The organism is Burkholderia seminalis (assembly GCF_001718535.1).
Taxonomy (GTDB): Bacteria; Pseudomonadota; Gammaproteobacteria; order Burkholderiales; family Burkholderiaceae; genus Burkholderia; species Burkholderia seminalis.
In genome coordinates this window covers 1,090,699-1,106,545 of record NZ_CP013398.1, presented here as the reverse complement: position 1 = coordinate 1,106,545, position 15,847 = coordinate 1,090,699, and the positions used below count along the sequence as shown (strand labels likewise).

The following is a 15,847-nucleotide window of genomic DNA, read 5'->3' as shown; positions in this document are numbered from 1 at the left end:
ACAGCGCCAGCCCCGCATGGCTGCCGGCGCGGTCGCCCGGCGGCCGGCCGCGCGCGCCGGCCGGTGCATGCGCCTAGCCGGCGGCCAAGAAGCGGTAGAGATTGCGAAACATGCCGGCAGTTGCGCCCCAGATGAAGTAATGCCCGCCCGGTTCGCCATTCGGATAGGGCATCGCAAAAAAACGACGCTCGCCGCCTTCCCAGCGGAACACGCGGACCTGATGGTTCGCGGGATTCATCACGAACGCGAGCGGCACTTCGAAAATCTCGGCGACTTCGAACGTATCGGCCTGCACCGTGAACGGCGGATGCACGAGGCCGACCACCGGCGTCACGCAGAAGCCCGTGCCGGTCAGGTAGTCGGGTAGCGCACCGAGGATCTCGACCCGTTCGGCGGCCAGCCCGATCTCTTCCTTCGCCTCGCGCAACGCGGTGGCCGTTGCATCGCGATCGAACGTCTCGCGACGGCCGCCGGGGAAGCTGATCTGCCCGGCGTGGTCGTTCAGGTGGTCGGCACGCTGGGTCAACAGCACGGTCAGGCCCGACTCGCGGACGACGAGCGGCATGAGGACGGCCGCGCTGCGCGGATCGACGCCCTCCTGCAGCCTCGCCTCGCCGGGCTCGACGCTCCAGTCGAGCGTACGCGCGAAACGTTCGCGCAAGCCGGACGGCGTCATCAGCGGGGGATCGATGACAGGCAGGCCGGCACCGGTGCCTTCGACCGGCAGGACTTCGGGATCGATGATGGGGCGGCGATTCAATGGGGCTCTCGGGTTCGTGTCGTATCGAGCATATTGTCGCGCCAGAATGAAAAAAGCACCCGGGTGGGTGCTTTTTCCTTACAGCTCTTACTCTTGGGAAGCTGCTGCGGCGCGATCCTTCGACACCAGCTTTTCCTTGATACGAGCCGACTTGCCCGAACGCTCGCGCAGGTAGTACAGCTTCGCACGACGCACATCGCCGCGACGCTTCACGACGATGCTTGCCAGCAGCGGCGAGTACGTCTGGAACGTACGCTCGACGCCTTCGCCCGACGAGATCTTGCGGACGATGAAGTTCGAGTTCAGACCACGGTTGCGAATCGCGATCACGACGCCTTCGTAAGCCTGAACGCGCTTGCGGTTACCTTCAACCACGTTCACGTTCACGATCACCGTGTCGCCCGGGGCGAATTCGGGGATCGTCTTGCCGGCGAGCGCGCGCTCGATCTCTTCCTGCTCAAGTTTTGCGATCAGATTCATTACTGACTCCTTATGCCATCGTGTCGGCGTTGGTACCCGCCTGCTTCCAGGCCTGGCCCCGATAGAGGATGGATTCACATCAGGCACCGCACACGCATGCACGGCACCGCCAATTCCCGCTCGCGCAGCCGCCTCAGGAGGCGTCCTTCGCTTCGCGTGCGAGGTTCGCAAGCCACGCCTCGTCGGCCCGGCTCAGCAACTTCTCGCGGCGCGCCCGGACGATCAGGTCCGGCCGCTTCCGCCACGTATTCCGCAATGCTTCCTGCCGCCGCCACCGCTCGATCTCGGCATGATGCCCGCCGAGCAGCACGTCCGGCACGCGCACGCCATGGTATTCCTCGGGGCGCGTGTAGTGCGGGCAATCGAGCAGGCCGTCGGCGAAACTGTCCTGCACGGCCGACAACGAATCGTTCAGCACGCCGGGCAGCAGCCGCACGACGGCATCCATCATCGCCATCGCCGGCAGTTCGCCGCCCGACAGGACGAAATCGCCGAGGCTGATTTCCTCGTCGACGCACCGGTCGAGCAGACGCTGGTCGATCGCTTCGTAGCGGCCGCACAGCACGACGACACCGGGCTCCTGCGCCATCCGCACGGCACGCTCATGCGTGAGCGGCGCGCCCTGCGGCGACATCATCACGACACGCGTGCTCGCGATGCCCTGCTCCGCCTGCGCCGCTTTCGCGGCGTCAATGGCGGCTTCGAGCGGCTTCGCCAGCATCACCATGCCCGGACCGCCGCCGTACGGACGATCATCGACCGTGCGGTAGTTGTCCGTCGTGAAATCACGCGGGTTCCAGGTGCGCAGCCCGAAGCGCCCCTGCTTGACGGCCCGGCTGGTGATGCCCCAGTCGGTCAGTGCACGGAACATCTCGGGAAAGAGCGTGACGACGTCGAACTGCACCGCGCTCTCGGTTACCTGGTTCATTTCAGTAATCGGCTTCCCAGTCGACGACGATCCGACGCGCCGCCTGATCCACCGTTTTGACGTATACGCCGACAAACGGGATCAACCGTTCGTCGGTGGTCGGCTGACCGTCTTTGCCGGTCGCCGGATACTCGACACGCATGATCGAATGCACGCCGTTGTCGATCATCCCGCTCACCTTCCCGAGCGCCACCGATTGCTCGTTGACGACATCGAGACCGATCAGGTCGACCCAATAGAATTCGTCCGCGGCCAGTGCCGGGAAATCTTCCCGGCGCACGAACACGCGAAAGCCGCGCATCGCGAGTGCGGCATCGCGGTCGCTGACGCCCGCGGGTTGCGCAACGACGGTGTCGCTGTGCGTCTTCGACTGCATGATGCGGACCGAAAGCCGCTCCGCACCGCGCTCCAGCCACCAGCGACGCGCGTTGAGCAATGCATCGCCGCCGCGACCGGCGTCGGCATGCGTCGCCACCTTGACCCAGCCCTTCAGGCCGTAGGCGTCGACTACCGCCCCGACCTCGACTGCGTCGTCGGGCCAGGCTTGCGTCGCTTCGAGACCGCCTTGCTCGGCAGCCTCACCGGCGCTCGCGACAGCGTCGCGCTCGACCGGCTTGCGGACGAACGCGCCGAATGACGCACGCCCGCGCCTTGCATTACCGGAATCGTGACCCGCCATCAATGCACCTCACAGCCGGCACGACCGGCACACCGTGCCATGTTAGGCAGCCGGTTGCGCCTTTTGCGCTTCCTTCACGAGACGCTGGACGGTCGGCGACAGTTGCGCGCCAACGCCTTGCCAGTACGTCAGGCGATCCTGAGCGATACGCAGCGATTCGCCCTTCGTGGCGACCGGGTTGTAGAAGCCGACGCGCTCGATGAAGCGGCCGTCACGACGGTTGCGCGAATCGGTAGCGACGATGTTGTAGAACGGGCGCTTCTTCGAGCCGCCACGAGCCAGACGGATGATAACCATATGATGTCCTTCGGAAAACCGGGTTCGAAACTACTGAAACACGCGATTATAGCCGGAAACCAGAGGTACAACAAACACTTACGCGCAAAATTCCGCGGGCGGCCTGTCGGGCGGGCATACAATCGTCGTGTCCAGGACGTTTCCCGCCGTCATGCCGCCCCTTCCCGCTGCCTCGACGCGCCGCGCGCAGAACCGTTTCACGGCGCTGCTCGCCGGCCTTGCCAGCCTCGCGTCCGCACCGGCGTTTGCCGCGCCGTTGCCGGTGAGTGAACTCGTCGTCCCGCCCGGCTTCCACGTGGAAATCCTGACCGACACGGTACCGGCCGCGCGCGAAATGGCCTGGTCGCCCCGCGGCATCCTGTATGTCGGCACACGCGAAGGCCGCGTGCACGCGTTCGCGATGCCCGAGGGCCGGATCACCGCGCACTACGTGATCGCCTCCGGGCTCGACATGCCCGTCGGCGTCGCCTACCGCGATGGCGCCCTCTATATATCCGCCGTATCGCGGATCCTGCGCGTCGATCATGTCGACGATCGGCTCGCCCGACCGCCCGCTCCCGTCGTCGTGACCGATGCGCTACCGACGGAACATCATCACGGCTGGAAATTCATCGCGTTCGGCCCCGACGGCAAGCTGTACGTGCCGACCGGCGCACCGTGCAATGCCTGCCTCGCCGATCGCAGCCGCTACGCGATCATCGCGCGCATGAAGGCGGACGGCAGCGAACGCGAGGTGGTCGCGCGCGGCGTACGCAATACGGTCGGCTTCGCATGGCATCCCGATTCGGGCGAGCTGTGGTTTACCGACAACGGGCGCGACCTGATGGGCGACGACGTACCCGATGACAAGCTGAATCGCGCCCCGCGCGCCGGGCTCGACTTCGGCTTTCCTTATTGCCATGGCGGCGATACGCCCGACCCCGAATTCGGCAGCGCCGGCGTGTGCCGCCGCTACGCGCCGCCCGTCCTGAAACTCGGCGCGCATGTCGCCGCGCTCGGCATGCGCTTCTATACCGGGCCGATGTTTCCGGCGTCGTATCGCAATAACGTGTTCATCGCCGAACACGGGTCGTGGAACCGCAGCACGAAGGTCGGCTACCGCGTGATGCGCGTGATCGTGTCGGCGGACGGCAACCACGCGCAGCAGATGCCGTTCGTCACGGGCTGGCTGCGCCCCGACGGCACGGTATGGGGACGCCCGGCCGACGTGCTGCCGCTGCCGGACGGCTCGCTGCTCGTCAGCGACGATTACGCCGGCGCCATCTACCGCGTGACCTATGCGGCACCTTGACGCAGGCAAGGGGTGACCGGGCCCGACCGGGCATCGTAGAATGCGTGCCGGGCCGCGCGCCCGCGCCGGCCCGCCGACCGCCCATGCCAACGACCATCCGCCGCCATCCATGTCCAGCAGCACCGCACCGTCCCGCCGCTTCCGCTCCAAGACGCTCACTGCCGCCCTCGCGTTCCTGTTCGGTTCGCTCGGCGCGCACCGCTTCTATCTGTATGGCTTGCGCGACGTGTACGGCTGGGCGCACCTGCTTGCGACGATCGTCGGCATCCCGGGCTTCCTTTTGCTTGCGGCGACCCAACGCACTGCCGGCCTCGGCTGGTGGCTCGCGATACCCGGCGCGATCTCGCTGCTGGCGGCATTCCTCGCCGCACTCGTCTACGGGCTGCGCCCTGACGAAAAATGGGATGCGCAATTCAACGCGGACACCGGCAAGCACAGCAAGTCGGGCTGGACCGTGATCTTCGTCGTGATCTTCTCGCTGCTGATCGGCGCGTTCCTGCTGATGACCGCACTCGCGCTGTCGTTCCAGACGTATTTCGAATCGCAGGTCGAAGCCGCGAAGCAGATTTCGCAGTAAGCACGACGGACGCGGCGCCGAGGGCCCTCGCCCGGTGCCGGCACGCGGCGGCCTTGCTCGCGTATCAGAACAGATTCAACTGCATGTCGTCGCGTGGCTTCGCACCGGCCGAACGTCCGGCAACACGCGGCACCGGCGCGACCGCGGCCGGCGCACCGCGGAACTGCGACAGATCGAGAATGCCGTTCGTGCGCTCGTTCAACCCGAGCCGCTTGACGGCCTGGCGAAAGCGCTGCCGCAACAGGTCCGCCCAGATCCCCTCGCCCTTCATCCGCTTCGAGAAATCCGCGTCGTAGTCCTTGCCGCCGCGCATGTCGCGCACGCGGTTCATCACGCGTTCCGCGCGGTCGGGGAAATGCGCGGCGAGCCAGTTCTTGAACAGCGGCGCGACCTCCCACGGCAGCCGCAGGATGATGTAGCTTGCGTGCGTCGCGCCGGCTTCCGCGCACGCTTCGAGCACGCGCTCCATGTCGGGCTCGGTCACGAACGGAATCACCGGCGCAATGCTCACGCCGACCGGCACGCCCGCGTCGCGCAGCGCGCGGATCGTGCGCAGCCGTCGCGCCGGCGTGGCCGCGCGGGGCTCGAGCGTACGAGCGAGATCGGCATCGAGTGTCGTGATCGTGACCGCCGCCATCACCTGCCCGCGCTCGGCCATCGGTGCGAGCAGGTCGAGATCGCGCTCGATCAGCGACGATTTCGTGATCGCCGCGAACGGCAACCCGCGATCGTGCATCACCTGGATCACGCTGCGCGTGATGCGCAGGTCGCGCTCGACCGGCTGGTACGCGTCGGTGTTGACGCCGAGCGCGATCGGCTCCGGCACGTAGCGCTTGCGCGAAATCTCGCGCTCGAGCAGCTCGGCCGCGTTGACCTTCGCGTAGATGCGGCTTTCGAAATCGAGCCCCGGCGACAGGCCGAGATAGCTGTGCGTCGGCCGCGCGAAGCAGTAGATGCAACCGTGCTCGCAGCCGCGATACGGGTTGAGCGATACGCTGAACGGAATATCAGGCGACTGGTTGTGCGTCAGGATGCTTTTCGCACGCTCCTCGAACACCTGCGTGCGCAGCGGCGCGGGGAAGTCGGCATCGTCCGACTCGTGCGTCCAGCCGTCGTCGACCGCTTCGCGCTGCGCGATTTCATACCGCCCCTGCAGGTTGTCGACCGCACCGCGCCCCTTGCGGGGCACGGGCGGCGCTACCGGAAATTCGTTGTCGGACCGATCGTCCATATGCCCACCCCTTCGCCTGCGCCCAATACTGTACATTTATACAGTATTGGGCGCAGCATGCCAAGCACGGGATAAGGGGCTCGACAACAGGCTGCCGACGCGTCACTCGCCGACGGCAATCGTCAGCGTTTCCTTGATTTCCTCCATCACGACATAGCTCTTCGACTGCACCGCGCCCGGCAGTTGCAGCAGGATGTCGCCGAGCAGCTTCCGGTAGTCGGCCATCTCGCCGATCCGCGCCTTGATCAGGTAGTCGAAATCGCCGGAAACCAGATGGCATTCGAGCACCTCGTCGATCTTCATCACTTCCCGGCGGAATTGCTCGAACATGTTGCCGCCCTTGTGGCCAAGCGTGATCTCGACGAACACCAGCAGCGCGGCCCCCAGCTGACCCGGGTCGACCCGCGCGTGATAGCCGGTGATCACGCCGTCGCGCTCCATGCGACGCACGCGCTCGATGCACGGCGTGACGGTCAGTCCGACCTGTTCCGCGAGGTCTTTCATCGCCATCCGGCCGTCGTCCTGGAGCAGTTTCAGGATGCGCCGATCGAGCTTGTCGAGCGAGCGTACGGGCTGACGTTGCGTTCTCATTTGTTTATGCTGAAAACCTGAAAAATACGATAACAAAACCTACACATTCGACAATACCATAGCGCAAAAAACTAGATCAGCTAGAGGTTACACGGAGCCGCACACGCGCCCGGCCTCGATCTGGTCCCTTCCATCTGGAGCAGCTATGCGAGTCGTCATTCTGGGCAGTGGTGTAGTGGGCGTGGCAAGCGCGTATTACCTTGCACGCGCCGGCCATGAAGTCACCGTGATCGACCGGGAAGCCGGCCCGGCGCTCGAGACGAGCTTCGCGAACGCAGGCCAGATCTCGCCCGGTTATGCCGCACCGTGGGCCGCGCCCGGCGTGCCGCTAAAAGCCGTCAAGTGGATGTTCGAAAAGCATGCGCCGCTCGCGATCCGCCTCGACGGCACGCGCTTCCAGCTCCAGTGGATGTACCAGATGCTGCGCAACTGCACGGCCGAGCGCTATGCGGTCAACAAGGGCCGCATGGTCCGCCTCGCCGAATACAGCCGCGACTGCCTGCAGGCGCTGCGCGCCGATACGGGCATCGAGTACGAAGGCCGCACGGGCGGCACGCTGCAACTGTTCCGCACGCAGCAGCAACTCGACGGCGCGGCGAAGGACATCGCGGTGCTGCGGGAAGCGAACGTGCCGTTCGAACTGCTGTCGCCGGCCGAACTGAAGAATGCCGAACCGGCGCTTGCCGCCGTCTCGCACAAGCTGACGGGCGGCCTGCGCCTGCCGGGCGACGAAACGGGCGATTGCCAGCTGTTCACGACGCGCCTGGCCGCGCTCGCCGAATCGCTCGGCGTCAAGTTCCGCTACAACACGCCGATCGATGCGCTCGCGATCGCGGGCGGCAAGATCGCCGGCGTGCAGTGCGGCAGCGAGACGGTGCGCGCGGACGCATACGTCGTCGCGCTCGGCTCGTACTCGACGAACTTCATCTCGAACCTGATGAAGATCCCGGTCTATCCGCTGAAGGGCTATTCGATCACCGCGCCGATCGTCAACGAAGCGGCCGCTCCGGTGTCGACCGTGCTCGACGAAACCTACAAGATCGCGATCACGCGTTTCGACCAGCGCATCCGTGTCGGCGGCATGGCGGAAATCGTCGGCTTCGACAAGAAGCTGCGCGCCGCGCGCCGCGAAACGCTCGAGATGTGCGTCAACGACCTGTTCCCGGGCGGCGGCGACACGTCGAAGGCCACGTTCTGGACGGGCCTGCGCCCGATGACGCCGGACGGCACGCCGATCGTCGGCCGCACGCCGGTGTCGAACCTGTTCCTGAACACCGGCCACGGCACGCTCGGCTGGACGATGTCGTGCGGCTCGGGCCAACTGCTCGCCGACCTGATCTCGGGCAAGATGCCCGCGATCCAGGCCGACGACCTGTCGGTGCATCGCTACCTGAAGGACGTGGCCGGCCAGACGCGCCCGGCCTACGCCTGAGCCGCGACGGCCCGCAACACGGGCCGGCCGGCGGCAAAAGGAAAAGGAAAGGCGCCCTCGGGCGCCTTTTTCGTTGCGTCGACGGCGTTGCTCGCGGTCAGAACTGGTCTTCCGTCAACGCGAGCACGCTCTCGTTGCCCTTCGCGCCGACGATCGACGCCTCGAGCGCACCGGCCTGCACGAGAATATGCTCCGCATAACATTGCGCGATCGCGATCTTCGCATCGAAGAACGCCGGGTCGCTCGCGCGGTTCGCCTGCGCCGCCACCAGCGCGCGCGCCATCTGCCACCCGCACAGCACCACGCCCGCCAGCTTCAGGTACGGCACGCTCCCCGCGAACACCGCGTTCGGGTCCTGCTTCACGTTCGCCACCACGTAATCCACCGCCGATGCCAGCGCGCGGGCACCTTTCTCCAGCCGTACCTTCATCGACGCGGCCGCCGCACCGTCCAGCTTGCCCAGCGCCGCCACCGTGGCGTCGATCTCCGCGAGCAGCCCCTTCGCCACCGCGCCCCCGTCGCGCATCGTCTTGCGGCCCACCAGGTCGTTCGCCTGGATCGCCGTCGTCCCTTCGTAGATCGCCAGGATCCGCGCATCGCGGTAGTACTGCGCCGCGCCCGTCTCCTCGATGAAGCCCATCCCGCCGTGCACCTGCACGCCCAGGCTCGCCACGTCGTTCACCATCTCCGTGCTCCAGCCCTTCACCACCGGCACCAGATACTCGTAGATCGCCTGATGACGCGCCCGCGTCGCCTCGTCCGCATGGCGGTGGGCCATGTCGCTGTGCGACGCCGCCACGTACGCCAGCGCCCGCGCGCCTTCGGTCAGCGCGCGCATCGTGCCGAGCATCCGCCGCACGTCCGGGTGATGGATGATCGTCACCGACTGCCTGGCCGAGCCGTCCACCGGGCGGCTCTGCACGCGCTCCTTCGCGAATGCCGCCGCCTTCTGGTATGCGCGGTCCGCCACGCCGATCCCCTGCATCCCGACGCCGAAGCGCGCCGCGTTCATCATGATGAACATGTATTCGAGGCCGCGGTTCTCCTCGCCCACGAGGTAACCGATCGCCCCACCGTGATCGCCGTACTGCAGCACCGCCGTCGGGCTCGCCTTGATCCCGAGCTTGTGCTCGATCGACACGCAGTGCACGTCGTTGCGCGCGCCCAGCGACCCGTCCGCGTTGACCATGAACTTCGGCACGATGAACAGCGAGATGCCCTTCACGCCTTCCGGCGCGTTCGGCGTGCGCGCCAGCACCAGGTGGACGATGTTGTCCGCCATGTCGTGCTCGCCCCACGTGATGAAGATCTTCGTGCCGAACACCTTGTACGTGCCGTCGCCCTGCGGCTCGGCGCGCGAGCGCACCAGCGCGAGGTCGGAGCCCGCCTGCGGCTCGGTCAGGTTCATCGTGCCAGTCCATTCGCCGGAAATCAGCTTCGGCACGTAGCGCTGCTTCTGCTCGTCGGTGCCGGCCGTCAGCAGCGCCTCGATCGCGCCGTCGGTGAGCAGCGGACACAGCGCGAACGACAGGTTCGCGGCGTTCAGCATCTCGATGCACGGCGTCGCGATCAGCTTCGGCAGCCCCTGGCCATCGTACTCGGCCGGATGCTGCAGCCCCTGCCAGCCGCCTTCGACGAACTGGCGAAACGCGTCGCCGAAGCCCGGCGTCGCGCTCACCACACCGTCCTTCCAGCTGCTCGGGTGGCGGTCGCCCTCGACGTTCAGCGGCGCCAGCACCTCGCCGCAGAACTTCGCGGACTCCTCGAGCACGGCCTGCGCCGTGTCGTAACCGGCATCCTCGAAGCCCGGCAACTGCGCGACGGCGTCGATGCCCGCGAGTTCCTTCAGCACGAACAGCATGTCCTTGACGGGGGCGACATAACTCATGGCGCGTCTCCTCTTCTCTCTTTTGTCAATGGCGTAAAAAAAGGGGCGCTCGGCGCGCCCCTTTTCCCGTGTGCTTAACGCTGAAGCGTCACGCCGCGTCAGCCGAGCTCGCTCACGAGCTCCGGCACCAGCGAGAACAGATCGCCGACGAGGCCGTAGTCGGCCACGCTGAAGATCGGCGCTTCCGGATCCTTGTTGATCGCGACGATCACCTTCGAATCCTTCATGCCGGCCAGATGCTGGATCGCACCCGAGATGCCGACCGCGATGTACAGCTGCGGGGCGACGATCTTGCCGGTCTGGCCGACCTGGTAGTCGTTCGGCACGTAGCCGGCGTCGACTGCCGCGCGCGATGCGCCCAGTGCCGCCGACAGCTTGTCGGCCAGCGGCTCCAGCACCTTCGTGTAGTTCTCGCCGCTGCCCAGACCGCGCCCGCCCGACACGATGATGCTCGCCGACGTCAGCTCCGGACGGTCCAGCTTCGTCACTTCACGGCTCACGAACTGCGACTTGCCGGCATCCGCCGCCGCTTCGATCTTCTCGACCGCTGCGCTGCCGCCTTCCGCTGCCACCGGATCGAAACCCGTCGCACGCACCGTGATGACCTTGATCGGGTCGCTCGACTGCACCGTCGCGATCGCGTTGCCTGCGTAGATCGGGCGCTCGAACGTGTCGGCACTGTCGACCGCCGTGATGTCGGAGATCTGCGCGACGTCCAGCTTCGCGGCGATACGCGGCGCGATGTTCTTGCCGTACGCGGTGGCCGGCGCGAGGATGTGCGAGTAGTCCTTCGCGATGTTCAGCGCGGTTGCCTCGACGTTTTCCGCCAGGCCTTCGGCCAGTTGCGGCGCGTCGGCCAGCAGCACCTTGGACACGCCTGCGATCTTCGCTGCCGCGTCGGCCGCTGCTTGTGCATTGTGGCCCGCGACCAGCACGTGGATGTCACCGCCGATCTTCGCTGCCGCCGCCACCGTGTTCAGCGTCGCGGCCTTGATCGACGCGTTGTCGTGTTCTGCAATCACCAGAATCGTCATTTCTTTCCGCTCCCTCTTACAGCACCTTGGCTTCGGTCTTCAGCTTCTCGACCAGCGTCTTCACGTCCGGCACCTTCACGCCGGCCGCGCGCTTCGGCGGCTCGACCACCTTCAGCGTCTTCAGACGCGGCGCGACGTCCACACCGAGGTCTTCCGGCTTCACGGTTTCCAGCGGCTTCTTCTTCGCCTTCATGATGTTCGGCAGCGTCACGTAACGTGGCTCGTTCAGGCGCAGGTCGGTCGTCACGACCGCCGGCAGCGTCAGCGACAGCGTTTCCGCGCCGCCGTCGACTTCGCGTGCAACCGTTGCCTTGCCGTCCGCGATCGTGACCTTCGACGCGAACGTCGCTTGCGGCAGGCCGGCCAGCGCGGCCAGCATCTGGCCCGTCTGGTTCGAATCGTCGTCGATCGCCTGCTTGCCGAGGATCACCAGCTGCGGCTGCTCCTTGTCGACCAGCGCCTTCAGGATCTTCGCGACGGCCAGCGGCTCGACGCTGTCGTTCGATTCGACGAGGATCGCGCGATCCGCGCCGATCGCCAGCGCCGTGCGCAGCGTTTCCTGCGCTTGCGTCACGCCCACCGACACCGCGATCACTTCGGTCGCGACGCCCGCTTCCTTCAGGCGCACGGCTTCTTCAACGGCGATTTCGTCGAACGGATTCATCGACATCTTCACGTTCGCGATGTCGACGCCCGTGTTGTCCGACTTCACGCGGACCTTCACGTTGTAATCGACCACTCTTTTCACTGGCACCAGGATTTTCATGCACACGCTCCAAAGTTACGAATACGACCAGAGGCCATTCTATAGCGAGGCCTCATGACTGCGCGGCCAAGCGGACCCATCCATCGTGGCTGTCGAGGATACCGCTTCTTGGCGACGCGCCAATGATAGCGAACGGTCGTTCTATTTTAAAAGAGAAAAAACCCGGACGCAAAGCCCGGGTTTTCGATCATCGACTCTAATCCCGCCGGGCGTCCGTCCTCCGCCCGTCACCAGGCGGCGATGACCGCCCCGCCGAACTTGCCCTCGATGAATTGCTTCACGTCGGCCGAATGATAGGCCGCGATCAGTTTCGCGACCCACGGCTTGTTCCGGTCGGCGTCGCGAATCGCGAGAATGTTTGCGTAAGGGCCGTTCGGGCCCTCGATCGCGATCGCATCCTGATTCGGTTTCAACCCCGCTTCCATCGCGTAGTTGGTGTTGATCGCGGCCGCGTCGACGTCGCCGAGCGAGCGCGGAATCTGCGCCGCATCGAGCTCGACGATCTTCAGCTTGCGCGGATTGTCGACGATGTCGAGCGGCGTCGCCTTCAGCCCCGCATCCGCGCGCAGCTTCAGCAGCCCCTGCTTCTGCAGCAACAGCAGCGCGCGGCCGCCGTTGGTCGGGTCGTTCGGCACCGCGACGCGCGCGCCCGGCTTCAGTTCGGCCAGCGATTTCACGCGCTTCGAATAGATGCCCATCGGAAACGTCACGGTATCCGCGACCTTGATCAGCTTGTAGCCGCGATCCTTCACCTGCGCCTGCAGATACGGATCGTGCTGGTAGCTGTTCGCGTCGAGGTCGCCCGACGCGAGCGCGGCGTTCGGCTGCACGTAATCGGAGAATTCGACGATACGGATATCGAGGCCGCTCTTCGCCGCGACCTTCTTCACCACTTCCATGATCTGCGCGTGCGGTCCGCCCGTCACGCCCACCTTGATGGTTTCGGCCTGCGCGTGCGCGCCCGCGAACAGTGCGGCCGCACCCAGTGCCGCCGCGAACTTCAGCATGAAACGTCGTTGCATCGTGTCCCCCTTACGGACCGGTTTGATCTTATTTGTGGCTCAGCCGGCGCACGAGCCAGTCGCCGAACGACTGGACGATCTGCACGAACACGATCAGGATCGCGACGACCGTCCACATCACTTCCGGCAGATAGCGCTGGTACCCGTAGCGGATCCCGAGATCGCCGAGCCCGCCGCCGCCGATGGCGCCCGCCATCGCCGAGTAACCGACCAGCGACACGAACGTGATCGTCAGGCCCGCGACGACGCCCGGCAGCGATTCGGGCAACAGCACCTTGAAGACGATCTGCGACGTGGTCGCGCCCATCGATTGCGCGGCCTCGATCAGCCCGCGGTCGACTTCGCGCAACGCCGTCTCGACGAGACGCGCGATGAACGGCGCGGCCGCGAGCGTCAGCGGCACGACCGCCGCGGCCGTGCCGATCGACGAACCCGTGACGAGACGCGTGAACGGAATCACCGCGACCAGCAGGATGATGAACGGCGTCGAGCGGACGGCATTCACGATGCCGCCGAGCACGCGGTTCACCGCGAGGTTCTGCAGCACGCCCTGGCGATCGGTCAGGTAGAGCAGCACGCCGAGCGGCAGGCCGACGAGCGCGCCGACCGCTCCGGAGATGCCGACCATGATCAGCGTCTCCCAGAACGACTGCACGAACATATCGAACATCTCACTCAACATACGAAAGCTCCTCTACCACCACACCTTGCTCGCGCAGGAACGCGAGCGCCTGCCCGACCTTGCCCGGCTCGCCGCCCGCGAGCACCGCGAGCGAACCGAATGCCTGCCCCTGGATCTCGTCGATCTGGCCGTGCAGGATGTTGAAATCGAGTTCGTACCGGCGGATCGTCTCCGACAGGATCGGCTGGTCAACCCCCGAGCCCGTGAACGCGAGCCGCAGCAGGTGCCCGCTGCCCGTCTTCAGCCGCTCGGCCACGCGTGCCTTCAGCGCGGGCGGGAGTTCCTGCGCGATCACGTCGCCGATCAGCGCGCGCGTCACCTCATGATGCGGCTGCAGGAACACGTCGATCACGCGGCCCTCCTCGACCACGCGCCCGGCATCGAGCACCGCGACGCGATCGCATACCTGCTTGATCACTTCCATCTGGTGCGTGATCAGCACGATCGTCAGGCCGAGCTCGCGGTTGATGCGCTTCAGCAGATCGAGGATCGAACGCGTGGTTTCGGGATCGAGCGCGGACGTCGCTTCGTCCGACAGCAGCACCTTCGGCTGGCTCGCGAGCGCGCGGGCAATGCCGACGCGCTGCTTCTGCCCGCCGCTGATCTGCGACGGGTAGCGGTCCTTCTGCGCGGACAGCCCGACGAGGTCGAGCAGCGGCAGCACGGCGGCCTCGATCTCGGCACGGCTCGCACCGGCCAGCTCGAGCGGCAGCGCGACGTTGTCGAACACCGTGCGCGACGACAGCAGGTTGAAGTGCTGGAAGATCATGCCGATCTCGCGGCGCGCCTCGCGCAGCGCGCCCGCCGGCAGCAGCATGAGATCGCGCCCGCCGACGACGACGCTGCCTTCGGTCGGCCGCGTGAGCAGGTTGATGGTGCGCACGAGCGTGCTCTTGCCGGCGCCGCTTCGGCCGATGATGCCGAACACCTCGCCCTGCGGGATCGTCAGGTTGACGTTGCGCAACGCCTCGACCCAGCCGCTCGGCCCGGGAAAACGCTGCGAAAGATTGCGTAATTCGATCATGTAAACAAAACGGCGGCCGGCCGGCGAGTTGGCCCGCCAGTCGGCCGCCGATGCATCTGGAATAGCCGGCGATTTTACCGCAAACCCCTCATTCCACTTAATAATCGATTTCGATCTTTTCATAACTACACGAAATTAGAGGGGCGCCGCTGGCCCGCCGCGCGAAGGCCGCGACTATGATCCGGAACACCCATGCCAACCAACAGGGGACACGCCAGATGACCGCTACCACCACGCCGGCTGCCGCACCCGCCATCGCCGGCGCCGCGCCCGCGTCGCCACCCGCACCGACAATGGGCCGGCTGCGTACCGCGGACGGGCTCGAACTGGCGTCGTACCGCTGGCCGGCCGGCGACGGCACGGCACCGCCGCGCGCGACGATCGCGCTCGTGCACGGCCTCGCCGAACACGCGGGTCGCTACGCCGCGCTCGCCGGCCGGCTGAACGCGGCCGGCATCGACGTGCACGCGATCGATCTGCGCGGGCACGGCCAGTCGCCCGGCCAGCGCGCGTGGGTCGACCGTTTCGACGGATACCTGAACGATGCGGATGCGCTGGTCGCCGAAGCCGCCCGCGGCAATGCGCCGCTGTTCCTGATGGGACACAGCATGGGCGGCGCGGTCGCGGCGCTCTACGCGATCGAGCGTGCGCCGGCCCGCGGCCATGTGCTGACGGGCCTCGTGCTGTCGAGCCCGGCGCTCGCGCCGGGGCGCGACGTGCCGCGCTGGATGCTCGTGGTGAGCCGCGTCATCAGTCGCGTCTGGCCGACCTTCCCGGCGATCAGGATCGATGCGGCGCTGCTGTCGCGCGACCCGGCCGTCGTCGCGGCCAATCGCGCCGATCCGCTCGTGCATCACGGCGCGGTGCCCGCGCGCACCGGCGCGGAGATTCTCGACGCGATGGCGCGTATCGAAAGCGGCCGCGGCGCGCTGCGCGTGCCGGTACTCGTCTATCACGGCACCGAGGACAAGCTGACCGAACCCGACGGCAGCCGCGCCTTCGGCGCACGCGTCGGCTCGCCCGATCGTACGCTGACGCTATACGAAGGCGGTTTCCACGAAACGATGAACGATCTCGATCGCGACCGCGTGATCGACGCGCTGATCGCGTGGATTCACGCGCGCGTGCCGGCACGCTGAGCGCGCCCGCACGTCCTGCCCGTCAG

General features: G+C 66.5%; 17 protein-coding genes. 4 read left to right on the top strand and 13 right to left on the bottom strand.

Going from position 1 to position 15,847, the window contains the following annotated elements:
• Window positions 1-73: 73 nt before the first annotated feature.
• The 5 genes from WJ12_RS05000 to rpsP form a co-directional block, all read right to left on the bottom strand.
• Window positions 74-760 carry a CoA pyrophosphatase gene (locus tag WJ12_RS05000; protein WP_034186459.1) on the bottom strand — a complete coding sequence of 229 codons (687 nt, stop codon included), beginning with the start codon at window positions 758-760 and terminating at the stop codon, window positions 74-76.
• Between the two features lie 87 nt (window positions 761-847).
• On the bottom strand, window positions 848-1,240 hold the full coding sequence (rplS, locus tag WJ12_RS04995) for a 50S ribosomal protein L19 (RefSeq protein WP_006753174.1): 393 nt from the start codon (window positions 1,238-1,240) through the stop codon (window positions 848-850).
• Between the two features lie 133 nt (window positions 1,241-1,373).
• Window positions 1,374-2,168, bottom strand: coding sequence for a tRNA (guanosine(37)-N1)-methyltransferase TrmD (gene trmD, locus WJ12_RS04990; protein ID WP_034186458.1), 795 nt, complete (start codon window positions 2,166-2,168; stop codon window positions 1,374-1,376).
• A gap of 1 nt (window position 2,169) precedes the next feature.
• Window positions 2,170-2,847 (bottom strand): ribosome maturation factor RimM, encoded by a 678-nt coding sequence (gene rimM / locus WJ12_RS04985; protein ID WP_034186457.1) that lies wholly within the window; start codon window positions 2,845-2,847, stop codon window positions 2,170-2,172.
• Window positions 2,848-2,889: 42 nt separating this feature from the next.
• The gene (rpsP, locus tag WJ12_RS04980; RefSeq protein ID WP_006476550.1) at window positions 2,890-3,144 is read right to left on the bottom strand and encodes a 30S ribosomal protein S16; all 255 of its coding nucleotides are present in this window, start codon (window positions 3,142-3,144) and stop codon (window positions 2,890-2,892) included.
• A gap of 151 nt (window positions 3,145-3,295) precedes the next feature.
• On the opposite strand from rpsP, the gene WJ12_RS04975 reads away from it, so the two are divergent.
• Window positions 3,296-4,435, top strand: a complete 1,140-nt coding sequence (locus tag WJ12_RS04975) for a PQQ-dependent sugar dehydrogenase (RefSeq protein WP_059560743.1) — start codon at window positions 3,296-3,298, stop codon at window positions 4,433-4,435.
• Between the two features lie 109 nt (window positions 4,436-4,544).
• Entirely contained in the window at window positions 4,545-5,012 is a 468-nt protein-coding gene (locus WJ12_RS04970) for an NINE protein (RefSeq protein ID WP_034186748.1), read from the top strand.
• A gap of 64 nt (window positions 5,013-5,076) precedes the next feature.
• Here the strand turns inward: WJ12_RS04970 and WJ12_RS04965 are convergent, their stop codons facing one another.
• Both WJ12_RS04965 and WJ12_RS04960 read right to left on the bottom strand, forming a co-directional pair.
• Window positions 5,077-6,243 (bottom strand): PA0069 family radical SAM protein, encoded by a 1,167-nt coding sequence (locus tag WJ12_RS04965; RefSeq protein ID WP_034186455.1) that lies wholly within the window; start codon window positions 6,241-6,243, stop codon window positions 5,077-5,079.
• A 102-nt stretch (window positions 6,244-6,345) separates the two neighbouring features.
• Window positions 6,346-6,834, bottom strand: coding sequence for an Lrp/AsnC ligand binding domain-containing protein (locus WJ12_RS04960; protein ID WP_012492860.1), 489 nt, complete (start codon window positions 6,832-6,834; stop codon window positions 6,346-6,348).
• A gap of 145 nt (window positions 6,835-6,979) precedes the next feature.
• Between WJ12_RS04960 and WJ12_RS04955 the strand changes: the two genes are divergently transcribed.
• The gene (locus tag WJ12_RS04955; protein ID WP_049034348.1) at window positions 6,980-8,266 is read left to right on the top strand and encodes a D-amino acid dehydrogenase; all 1,287 of its coding nucleotides are present in this window, start codon (window positions 6,980-6,982) and stop codon (window positions 8,264-8,266) included.
• A 97-nt stretch (window positions 8,267-8,363) separates the two neighbouring features.
• On the opposite strand, the gene WJ12_RS04950 is transcribed toward WJ12_RS04955, so the two are convergent.
• The 6 genes from WJ12_RS04950 to WJ12_RS04925 form a co-directional block, all read right to left on the bottom strand.
• Entirely contained in the window at window positions 8,364-10,154 is a 1,791-nt protein-coding gene (locus WJ12_RS04950) for an acyl-CoA dehydrogenase (protein WP_069245550.1), read from the bottom strand.
• A gap of 98 nt (window positions 10,155-10,252) precedes the next feature.
• Complete coding sequence (locus tag WJ12_RS04945) at window positions 10,253-11,188, bottom strand: electron transfer flavoprotein subunit alpha/FixB family protein (protein ID WP_059557120.1); 936 nt, start codon at window positions 11,186-11,188, stop codon at window positions 10,253-10,255.
• Window positions 11,189-11,204: 16 nt separating this feature from the next.
• Window positions 11,205-11,954, bottom strand: a complete 750-nt coding sequence (locus WJ12_RS04940) for an electron transfer flavoprotein subunit beta/FixA family protein (protein WP_014897713.1) — start codon at window positions 11,952-11,954, stop codon at window positions 11,205-11,207.
• Between the two features lie 227 nt (window positions 11,955-12,181).
• Window positions 12,182-12,976 carry a MetQ/NlpA family ABC transporter substrate-binding protein gene (locus tag WJ12_RS04935; RefSeq protein ID WP_034187437.1) on the bottom strand — a complete coding sequence of 265 codons (795 nt, stop codon included), beginning with the start codon at window positions 12,974-12,976 and terminating at the stop codon, window positions 12,182-12,184.
• Window positions 12,977-13,004: 28 nt separating this feature from the next.
• Complete coding sequence (locus tag WJ12_RS04930) at window positions 13,005-13,658, bottom strand: methionine ABC transporter permease (RefSeq protein ID WP_006486982.1); 654 nt, start codon at window positions 13,656-13,658, stop codon at window positions 13,005-13,007.
• Window positions 13,648-14,682 (bottom strand): methionine ABC transporter ATP-binding protein, encoded by a 1,035-nt coding sequence (locus tag WJ12_RS04925; RefSeq protein ID WP_034187436.1) that lies wholly within the window; start codon window positions 14,680-14,682, stop codon window positions 13,648-13,650. Before WJ12_RS04925 ends, WJ12_RS04930 begins: the two co-directional genes overlap by 11 nt.
• A 218-nt stretch (window positions 14,683-14,900) precedes the next feature.
• Between WJ12_RS04925 and WJ12_RS04920 the strand changes: the two genes are divergently transcribed.
• Window positions 14,901-15,821, top strand: a complete 921-nt coding sequence (locus WJ12_RS04920; protein WP_059557121.1) for an alpha/beta hydrolase — start codon at window positions 14,901-14,903, stop codon at window positions 15,819-15,821.
• The last annotated feature ends 26 nt before the right edge of the window (window positions 15,822-15,847 follow it).